Annotated in this window: 4 protein-coding genes; all 4 read left to right on the forward strand. The window is 39.8% G+C overall.

Annotated features, from left to right (window positions below; genetic code table 11):
* Positions 1-391 (forward strand): hypothetical protein (locus AC1DPQ_RS06320; protein ID WP_477608442.1); only part of this gene is annotated, 391 nt, incomplete at its 5' end.
* Position 392: 1 nt separating this feature from the next.
* The gene (locus AC1DPQ_RS06325) at positions 393-1184 is read left to right on the forward strand and encodes a hypothetical protein (protein ID WP_477579082.1); all 792 of its coding nucleotides are present in this window, start codon (positions 393-395) and stop codon (positions 1182-1184) included.
* A gap of 138 nt (positions 1185-1322) precedes the next feature.
* Positions 1323-10505, forward strand: coding sequence for an RHS repeat-associated core domain-containing protein (locus tag AC1DPQ_RS06330; protein ID WP_477608444.1), 9183 nt, complete (start codon positions 1323-1325; stop codon positions 10503-10505).
* A 4-nt stretch (positions 10506-10509) separates the two neighbouring features.
* Positions 10510-10878: a hypothetical protein gene (locus AC1DPQ_RS06335; RefSeq protein WP_477585139.1), complete on the forward strand. Its 369-nt coding sequence runs from the start codon at positions 10510-10512 to the stop codon at positions 10876-10878.
* Positions 10879-11048 lie beyond the last annotated feature (170 nt).

An 11048-nucleotide genomic window follows, 5' to 3' on the forward strand; every position in this document is an offset into this window, starting at 1 on the left:
TAACATAAGTGCCTATTACCAGGTTCCTAATTATGGTTATAGCTATCCGGTTGAATTAAACTATAAAGCCGTTGTAGAAGGATGGAAATTATTGGAAGGCAGGATAAGGACACAAGTTAGCGGATATCATAAAATGGACTTCCTGTTAAAAGCTAATTATGATGGAATTTATATTGATGACATCAGGATCCATCCCAAAGATGCTCATTTAAAATCGTATGCCTACGACAGCCGTAATTTTAAACTGATGGCCGAACTTGATGAAAATGCTTTTGCAACCTTTTACGAATATGATGATGAAGGATCATTAGTGCGTGTGAAGAAGGAAACGGAAAGAGGTATTGCTACCATTAAGGAAAACCGTTCATCGTACAGAAAAAAGAACCTATAATATGAAAACACTACATAAAAAAATATTCTTTTTATCAGTTGGCATATTAGCCCTATTGGTTGTGGCCTACTCCAGTGCTAAAATGATTGCGAATAAAACAACTGTAAAAACGGTAAACGTGAAAGATACAGTTGAAACTATAAGTATTGATACCGTAAAACTAAAACTATTTACCCAGGCTGGTAGAGCAATTGATTTTAACGCTGATCGACTTTTTATTTCAGGAACATTAAGTGTTCATGACGGTAATGATAGCTCAGTAAATGTTAACAATGCGGCTTATTGTTTTGTAAAGAGAGACAGTAACTTTTATTATAAGCTGAATTTGGTAGAAATGCTGAATACCAGATCTTATTGCGTGCAAACAGATGGGCTACAGAAAAAGATTATGATTTCATCTCATAAGCGTATTGCCCCTCAGTTGATGTTTCCGCAATTGGAAAAACTGGTAGAACATTTACGGGAAGAAAGATATAATGTTGTCGAAATGCCAGCACCTGAAGGACTGCGGAAAATAGCATTGATTAATCCTCATCATGTTACCTGTAAAGAATACAGTATTACTTTTAACAGTGAAACATTCAAACCAACTGAAGTTCTGATTAGACTAAGCAATCTGGATGATCCATTAAATCCTAAAATGGATAAAACCATTTCAATGAAATATTCAAAAAACAGTAATATCAATGAGGATGCTATGCTTTCTATTGAAAGAATGGTAACAAAAACAGGCAAAGGATTTAAGGCTGTTAATGCTTATAGTGGTTACGAGGTGATAGAGGTGGGCCAATAGGCTGACCTGTTCAAAAAAAAGCAGTTTTTGGGATGTTAATATGCACTGCAGCGTATTGTTTCAAACTGAAGTAAACGAGGATAATTAGGTAATTGCGCCTAATTAAAACAAGATTTTATTAAGAAATAATTTACAGTTATGTTAAAAACGCTCCGTTTTATTTTTGTGGTTTCTTTATTGGTATTGCTGCAACAATATGCATTTGCAGCGGTAGAACCCTATCAAAACTTCTTAAAGGGCAGCATTAAGGTAGGCGACTCGTTATTGGTAAAAGATGAAAAATTTAAAAACACATCGTTTAACTGGGCTGATATTACAAATATTTCGGTTAAAAATTCCATTAACTTACAGGTTTTAGATGAAGAGGCCATTAGCCAGTCTTTTAGCTGCAGCTTAAAAATCAGGGTCGAATATTTTAGTTCACCAGAACAAATAGAAGCAACCAAAATCGAAGACGTAGAACTTAAGGTAAATTACGATAAAAAAACCGGAGCGGTTTATAAGGGCATTGATACTTATAGCTTTCAGAATGGTTATTATGTAAAAGTTTATGTTATTTCGATAAATAGCCCTGAATTTGGTGCTCAATTGCCGCCAATATTGCAGTTAAGCAGCATGATCAATATCGATCGTAAATATGCTTTTAAACCCTATCTTTTTTTGGGTATTAATGGTCAGCAAGGAGATGTGTCGAAAACACATGGAGTACAACGGTTAAGTAATGGAAGTGTTCAGGATAATCAATTAAAGCTGAGCTGGTCTTTAATACCAGGTGCAGAAGAATACGATATAGAATGGGTGGGTATTGACAGTGGATCGGAATGGGAAGTCATTGCAGATGCCCTAAAAATTAATAGTGGGACATATTCAAATGATGATATTGCTGCAATATTTAGAAACAATGCCACTAGAATAACTACGCACGAACAAAACTATGCCATTTCGTTATTGTATAATGCCAAATATATCCTGGTAAGGATGCGACAGGTGCAATACACGGCAGATGGACTTAGAAATACTGGAGACTGGTTTTATAAACAGGAAGATAACAATACTTATGCAGTATGGGAGCCAAGCTGGCATCAGGAAAATTTAAACTGGCAATATTCTGCCACTTATGCCGAAGAAGGTAAAAAGAAAGAAGTAGTAAGTTATTTTGATGGATCGCTAAGAGGACGCCAAACCGTAACCCTTAATAATAGTGATGATGTAGCGGTAGTACAGGAAAATGTTTACGATCAGTTTGGACGCGCTGCTGCCAGTATTTTACCTGCTCCTGTTAGAGAAAGTACAACCAACCAAGCCTTACATTATTTTCCATCTTTTAACAGAAATGCAAATAATGTTCCATATAGCTATGCCGACTTAAATGCTGCCACCTGCGAACCTTTACCCGGGGCCTTAAATGTAGCATCAGGAGCATCACAATATTACTCTCCGCAAAACCAGTTTAAAAACCTAACATCCTTTAATCAGTATATTCCAGATGCCGGTGGTTACCCTTTATCAGTAACACAATATACACCTGATAATACCGGACGTATAAAATTGCAGGGCGGTGTTGGTTATACCTTTCAGCCAGGAACTTCCGAAAAACATACTACCCAGTATTTTTATTCGAAACCAGAGCAGTGGGAACTGGATAGATTGTTTGGTAATGATGTAGGTTTTGCCGAGCATTATCTTAAAAACATGGTGGTCGACCCTAATGGGCAGATCGGTATCAGCTACCTTAATGCAAGTGGTAAAACCATCGCAACAGCATTAACGGGCAATACACCTGGCAATGTTTCGGGTTTAGATAATAAACCTGATGCCCGGGAGATCAGCATGAAGATATTAAAACCTGAACAGTTTAGTTTTGATGCCAGTCGTTTAAGCTTAAATGCAACAACAACCTACACCGCATCAGTAACAGGTCCGGTTACCTTAAAGTATGATATTGAAAAATTGATTTCAGAATATCCTGGTACTGCTTTTAAGCCTTGCAGCAATTGTTATTATGAACTGGGTATTACTATACGCGATAATTGCAACGTGATTGTGTATAGTACAGCTTCTCCCGTTAAAATAGGCTCAGAAACTTCAAACTGTGATGATGCTGGCATTTACGCTAGTACCATAGAAACAGCTTTTAACCAAATAGGCGAATATTATATCACTTTTAATTTTAACCTCAGCGAACGGGTTATCAATTATTTTACTGATGAATATGTTAGAAAAGGACAAGAAGGACTGCACATTAAGAAACAGTCTGATTTTGTATTGAAATATCTGACCGAGAGCCGTTTTCAGGATTGCTTTTCTGACTGTAAAACAGCAAGGGCAAAACTGGGCAGTAAAACAGACTTTACTACAATGTTTATCGATAAGCTCAATCAACTGGGCGAAACCTCGGCTCCTTATCAGGATTTTATTTCTGGCACTTATGATGATCTTCTGACCAAGGTTGCTGCGCTTGAAGCTGGTTGCGGAAACACTTCTCCTTGTGATGAGTACCAGAATCCTATGTTATTGGATGTTTCGCCAGGGGGGCAATATGCCATGGTTGATCAATCAGGTAATCTTTTGGAAACGGCTACCAATGTGTTGCAGCTTTATTTTAAACACGGTGCATTTGATGGTAATTTGGGCAATACTGAAACTTTATACACGGATAATGCGGTGACCAGGGAAGATGGTAGCATCAGCTCTCCTTATGATGCGTCATTTAGCTTATCCGATCTGGTGAGGTACTGGAAACCCGAATGGGCAGCACAGTTTTTACGTTTTCATCCTGAATATTGCAAATTGCAGTTTTGTATCAATCACTCTGGTGAGAAAAGATGGGATGATAGTTTAAAGGAGATAGAAACCGCTGCGGCAATTGGTTATCACCGCGGTAATGCGATAAACTGGTTGCTCAATTCCGATCCTTTTTTTACGGATCCTGCCCATAGCTCGTACAAAAGTAGTATGGAGTTCGATCTCACCAATTTTAGTGTGGTAAAAACAGGCCGAGCGGATGTTGCCGTTAAAAATATCTATGCTTTTATTGATTTTGTACTTTACTGCTCAGATACAACCGGTACAACCAATCTTGGGGTTAATACAACGGCACAGAACTGGAATACCTGTAATCCTAACGATGCGTGTAGAGTAGAAAACCGAGAATGGCAGTTTTATCGTGATTACTATCTTGAACTTAAAGCAAAATATATAGAGATACTTAGAAATATCGAGACCTGCGATCCTTCTGTTACTTGTCCAATTGGGAAACCGGTAGCTTCCGATTATAATTATACTAATAACGGTGACGACTGCTCTACAAGGATGCTCCTGGGCTCTACTCAACAGCTCTCTCTTAATAGTTATAGAGTTTATGATTACATCAATAACCAGCAAATTACTTATACCTACACCTCAGGTTATATCGGCTCTCCACCTACAATTAGTTGTAACAATTTAAGCAGCAGACAGTTTTATGCTTGCATAGAGGTAAGAATGCCGGGTGGTGAACCAATGAGATACACCAATGTATGGGAAACAACTTGTGTTGAAAGCATACCTGTTGGTTGCGGCGTTGAATACAGTTTGGTAGCTGATGGTAGTTATGGCGGAAACCAGTATTATGCTATTTCTTCGCCGTATCGTTACGACTATAGTTTTTATGAAGGTTATGATGAATCCAATTCACCTCAAGTAGGTTGTAACGGAGGTTTGTATAACAGCGATTTGAATTTTTACAATTGCTATACTGTATATTACGGTGGCAATAGCTATGTATTTAACAATGTTTGGGTAAGTATCTGCAATACTTATATTGGAGGTAGCGGCGGCGGTGGTGGTGGCGGCGGTAATCCATGTGATCAGCAGCCCACTGCACTTTTTAAAGCAGTTGAAGCAAATACCACCAATAACCTTGAGCAAACGCCCTGTGAAGTTACCCAGCAGTTAATGGCAAACAATTCGGCCGAACAGCAGGTTTTAGCCGATTTCGACAGCAATAACATCTATAGTGTTAGTAAAGTAGCACCTAATGAAACCAATAAAAGTGCCGCCAGAAAAAGCAATAATATTAGTGCTGTATCAGATACACTAAAGCAGTTTGGCGAATATGAATTTAAACCTTATTTCGCCGTACAGAATGAGAAGGGAAGTTACAGGGTATACAGAAATGTTTGGGTAGCTAAATATCAACCAGCGCCGGTTTCTACACCGTCGATGGCAATGAAAAGCAGTGCTTTGCAAACTGAAAGCGCCATGCGTGTTTCAAACACGGTTACCGTTTGTGCAAGAATAAGCGATAACGTCAACTACGATGGTATTATTTCAAAGTATATAGATTGTTATGGATATTATTTTCACAATCCAAGGAAAACAACTGTTGAACTGGTCGATCAAAATGGTAATCCGGTTACCTTCCATATGGATGTACAGGTAAATGTAAACTTCCGTGTTGATCACTTTTTCTCAAGTGCAAATGAGTCTGTTACTATAAATATTCCTAACGGACAGAACGCTGCGACATATTTTTACGATGCGACTTATTATATACAAGAAATAAATTGTGAGCCCTTCCAAAAAGTATATTTAAACCAAAATACAATTACCGGTGCTACCTTTTGYACACCTGCACCGAACCCAGCTAATTGTCCTGCCATTTACGCGGAAAAAACAAGTAGGTTCGATCCCGATATTACAGCGCCCAAAACAGGTTTAACCGAAGCAGAGTATATAGCAGTGCAGAATGCGGCTTTAACCAGCCAGATCAATACTTCATGTACAGGTAATGCCGAAGGTTGGATACAACGCCTAAGAAAAGGCCTCGAAGCAGGTAATTATACTGCAAAAATAGAAGAATTAAAAAACAACTTAATTGCCTTATGTATAAATGGAGGCGATTTAGCACATCCTTTTGGTGCAAGCAGTTTACCTGCTGAACAGAGCATTATGATAAATGGGCATGCTGCTACCAACTTTGGCGATGTAATTAAATACACTTTAGAGCCCTTAGGTTTTACCACTTTTACCGACCTGCTTAACCCATGGTTAATCGATTCGCCGTATCCATATGAGGTTAAACAGCAACCTACCCAAATCTCCATTTCTGCAACAACAGATGCCATTTGTAATAAATTAGGCAACCTCCCGGGTTATGGTACTTCTGGTTTTTACAATACCCTTGTAGCGCAATACGGAACGGCCATGACCTTAACCGAAGCGGAGCTGAATACTTTGATAAAAGGTTGCACCAATTGTAAACATTTATTGGATTACGATATTAAACTTCCGGTTTTCTTAGATGGAGCAGCAACTGGCTGTATAGATAGAAATACCTATAACTCAGCAGTATCAGGTTTAAATACTGCGTTCAGCAATGCTTTAAGTCCTTCATCTGCAAATTACGAAACCATCTTTAGTAATTATTTAAATCAGAAATTTGGTTTCTTTTTATCTTATCACGATTACGAGGTTTATGCCAGCAGTAGCCGCGATTTGTTATGTAACGAGCCGCCTTATGTTGCTGCACCTATCGATCCTATGGCCTGTGTAAAAGCATTGATCGATCAGGCTTATGGAATTGGGCATGAGCAATACACAACTTATATTAACGAAGAAAAAAGAAAATTTGTTAATGCCTATATCAATACCTGCGCGGCTGCAAAAGCCAATGTAACATTAAAGGCATTGCAGCAAACTTACCATTATACACTGTATTATTACGATCTGGCAGGTAACCTGATCCGTACGGTGCCACCAGAAGGGGTAACGCTTTTAACCGATAACGAAGTAGAACTGGTACAACGGGGCAGGAAAGCACAGCCCGAAGATTGTAATTACAATGGTCCGGTGAGCGAAGCTGATCAGAATACCGCTTTACAAACCCTTAGCAATACTTTACAGGGGCATGGCAATACGGCCGTAGAAATGTGGCTGCATACCGATGCGGATGGGGGCAAACAGTTTGTTGCCGCTACACCCGATATGAAATACATGCTGCAGGCCTGTGTAAACGGCAACCTGGTTAATGTAGATGTTTTCACCTTAAACCAAACTGCGGCGGATAATGTTAGCATAGTATTAAGTAACCATGTTACAGCCAATGTAAGCGATATTTTACCACTATCACCTTGGACACATGTGGTGGTACAAGGCACAGACCTCGCGCAGGGGGCTTTACAGATCTGGGTAAACGGAAAAGCCTATGCACCTGTTGCAGGTGCTCCATCTGCTGGTTGCGGCTGGACCATTTCCAGTAACCCGATAAACATGCCGCGTAACTTTACCAATTTAAAACACTTTAGGATTTATTCGGGACGTTTAATGGCAGCAGGCGAAATTACAGCCAATGCCGAAAGCCCTTGTTTTGCCGTGGCCGATGGTACTGCCCTTGCCTGGTACCGCTTTAATATACCAGCGGCAGGCGGCCCCACTACCATTGCCGAAAACAGTACTTTAGAAACCCAGTTTAACGGAACCTATCCGCTACATAAGTTAACCACTACTTATGCCTATAATGCAACCAATCAGGTGGTAAAACAATACACGCCTGATGCGGGTACCAGTAAGTTCTGGTACGATTATTTAAGCCGCCTGGTCATTTCTCAAAATGCAAAACAGGCCGCTGGTAACAATTTTAGTTATACCGATTACGATGCATTGGGCAGGATAAGAGAAGTGGGGCAGAAAAATACGGCAAGCAGCGGCTTAGCCGAACCTGCTTATGTAGACAATACTTTTTACCGTAATTTTTTAAACCTGGGCAGTAATACACAGATTACCAAAACCTATTATGATGGATTAATAAGTGATAACGGGGTATTAACCAACCTAAGCCAGAATAATCAGCGTAAACGGGTATCGGCCAGTGTATACCGCGAAACAACGGGGACATTTGCCATTAATGCAACTTATTATGATTACGACGTAAGCGGCAATGTAAAAACACTATATCAACAGATTAACGGGCTTGGACTAAAAACTTTAAATTACGAATACGATTTAATTAGTGGCAAAGTTAATTTTCTAGCCTACCAGCACGGCCAGAACGATGCCTTTTATTACCAATATAAATACGATGCCGATAACCGTTTAACCTCGGCATGGAGCAGTACCCAGGCCAATGTGGTAAATTATGGCTTCGGTAGCACCTTAACCGATCCTAGCCGCCGCATGGATGCCAGCTACCAGTACTACCTGCATGGTCCGCTGGCCAGGATGGAACTTGGTCGTAATACCGAAAAGGTTCAGGGCTTAGATTATGCCTATACCTTACAAGGCTGGCTAAAAGGYGTAAAYGGAACAAAATTAGATCCAACTATCGAAATGGGAGGCGATGCYGCACAGCCCCAAAATGCCACCATTGCAAAAGATGCCTTGGCCTATAGCCTGGGTTATTATAATGGCGATTATAGCCCTATTGGAGGCAATGGCGCTTTTGCCCATACGTATGTGGGAACAAATGGCGATCTTACTGGCCGGCCATTATTTAATGGAAACATTAGCAACAGTACCTACAGCATWGCCAAAATAAACAACGATGCAACAGTGGGTTATAGTTACGGTTACGATCAGCTTAACCGCATTAAAAATGTAAACCAGCACGATATTGGTAYRGGTAACTGGAACTTYGGCAGTGCCAACGATAAATTTAAAGAAAGCTTTGGTTACGATGGTAACGGTAATATTYTAAMCCTGCAGCGCAATAACCAGGGCGGAAGTACCATGGATAATYTGGGTTATGTGTATAACCGCGATGGCGCAGGTAAACTATTGAACAACCGTTTGGCTGCCGTAAMTGATGCKGTAGGGGTAACCAATGGAAACGATATWGGCAACAATAGTTATACCTATGATGAAATAGGTAACTTAAAAACCGATGCTGCCGAAGGCATCAGCAACATTGATTGGAGTGTTTATGGTAAAATCAAAAGCATCARCAAAAATAGCGGTGGCATCAACTATACTTAYGATCCWTCGGGCAACCGGGTAAGYAAGTTGTACAATGGCATTACCACTTATTATGTACGCGATGCCCAGGGTAACAGTTTGGCTGTGTACGATAATACCGGCAATACCAGCAACTGGCGCGAGCAACAACTGTATGGYAGCAGCCGTTTGGGAATGTGGAAACCAARCCTTAATTTAGCTACAGCCAATGGCAGCAGTATTTGGAACAGCTATGGCCTTAAGTTCTTTGAGTTAAGTAACCACYTGGGTAACGTAATGGCSGTAGTGAGCGATAACCGCTTGCAAAMCGGTAGTACTTACGAGCCTGATGTAATTAACAGTAACGATTATTATGCCTTTGGCGGGCAGATGAACGGCCGCGATTTTACAAACCCAGGCGCACAGGCCTACCGTTATGGTTTTAACGGCAAGGAGAACGATAACGAGGTAAAGGGAACGGGCAACCAGCAGGATTACGGGATGCGGATCTATGACCCGAGGATTGGGAAGTTTTTGAGCGTGGACCCGATAACTTCTAAATATCCCGAATTGACACCTTATCAATTTGCAAGCAACAGGCCGATTGATGGGGTAGATATGGACGGTTTAGAATATCTTAATACATATATTAATGGAGTAGCCAGCCGACGCGATGCCGCTTTAAAAAGAGGCGATTATAAAGAAGCGCAGAGAATTACGGAAAGTGCTAATGCTCAAGCAATGGCGGCAATTTTAGTTTTCGATGCATTTTATACAAAGGGACGTTTAACACAACTTATAACAGGTTCGCAATTTTTTAGTGCATTTGATCATAATCAGGCAAAAACATCAGAAGGTAGGGCCCAACAGAATAAAGAATCATGGAATAATATAGGACAATCATTGTTTGGTTGGGGGCTTAGTAAAATCATTGGTACCAGTATAAATGTTTTCAGAGGCCCTGTTAAGGAAGAAATCAATTATCTATTTAGAGGGACTAGTGAAGGATATGAAGGTAACCGAGTACTTCAACAGCACTCTATAACACCTACAAGTTCAGATCCTGTGGTGTCAACTATTTTTGCAATCAATGGGAAAGAACATGGAAAGGGGATTTTACAGATAGCCTCGCTAAAAAATTTGCAGGGCGTTTCTGTATTGGAAGGTAACGTTTTTCAGTCTTTAGAAAAAGAAGTGCCCTTAGGAATAAGACCAGTTGAATTTACTAAAAGAGCTGGTATAACGATTACTGCTGAAGAAAGTAGTAGGATTTTAAACGGCATGGGGATTAAGTTGCCATCTAGAATCGGCTCCCCAGAAGCTTTACAAGAAGCTCTGAAGAATTCTCCTAGATTAAATGGGGCGCAAATAAACGAATTTTATAAGCAGGCTTCTAAAATTGCACAATAGAATAATGAGAAAAGAAAATATTATCATTACAGGAAGATTTCCATCATCGGACTTTTCTTTACTAAGAGAGGCCTTAAAGTTTAATATATTAAGCAAGTTAGAAGTTATTGTTTATTGTCTCTATTCAGAATATGAGATTCCATTAGGGACTATTTTTCATCGAATCGAAAATATGAATAATCAAATTGTCTATGAAGGTGAAATTAAATTAACAAATGTAACGCAACAATATTTAAAACCTTTTGATGGTATTCCTAAAGGATGGAAGACGATTTGTAAATTTAAATTTCAAGACCAAATTCCTTTAGCGTTAACTGAATTACCTGAAGTGTCTTGGGATGAAGCCGTTTCTTTACTTAGATTCAAATTGTAAACATGGCTCTACTGGCTTTCACAAGTCCATTACTAGGGCAAGTCTTAGCGGTTGGGGTAGTGGGCTAGCTGACTTGTGCTTTTACAGTACTTAACTAGTTAAGCTTTTTTTGATAGATTAATGTGCTGATTTAACTAAAGCACAAGTCAGGCCTTTGCTTGGGCCTGGGC

The sequence above is a fragment of the Pedobacter sp. 01T416_2 genome (assembly GCF_056398925.1).

Coding starts and splice junctions, on each gene's coding strand:
- AC1DPQ_RS06325 (WP_477579082.1), top strand. CDS start 393: ATGAAAACACTACATAAAAAAATATTCTTTTTATCAGTTGGCATATTA.
- AC1DPQ_RS06335 (WP_477585139.1), top strand. CDS start 10,510: ATGAGAAAAGAAAATATTATCATTACAGGAAGATTTCCATCATCGGAC.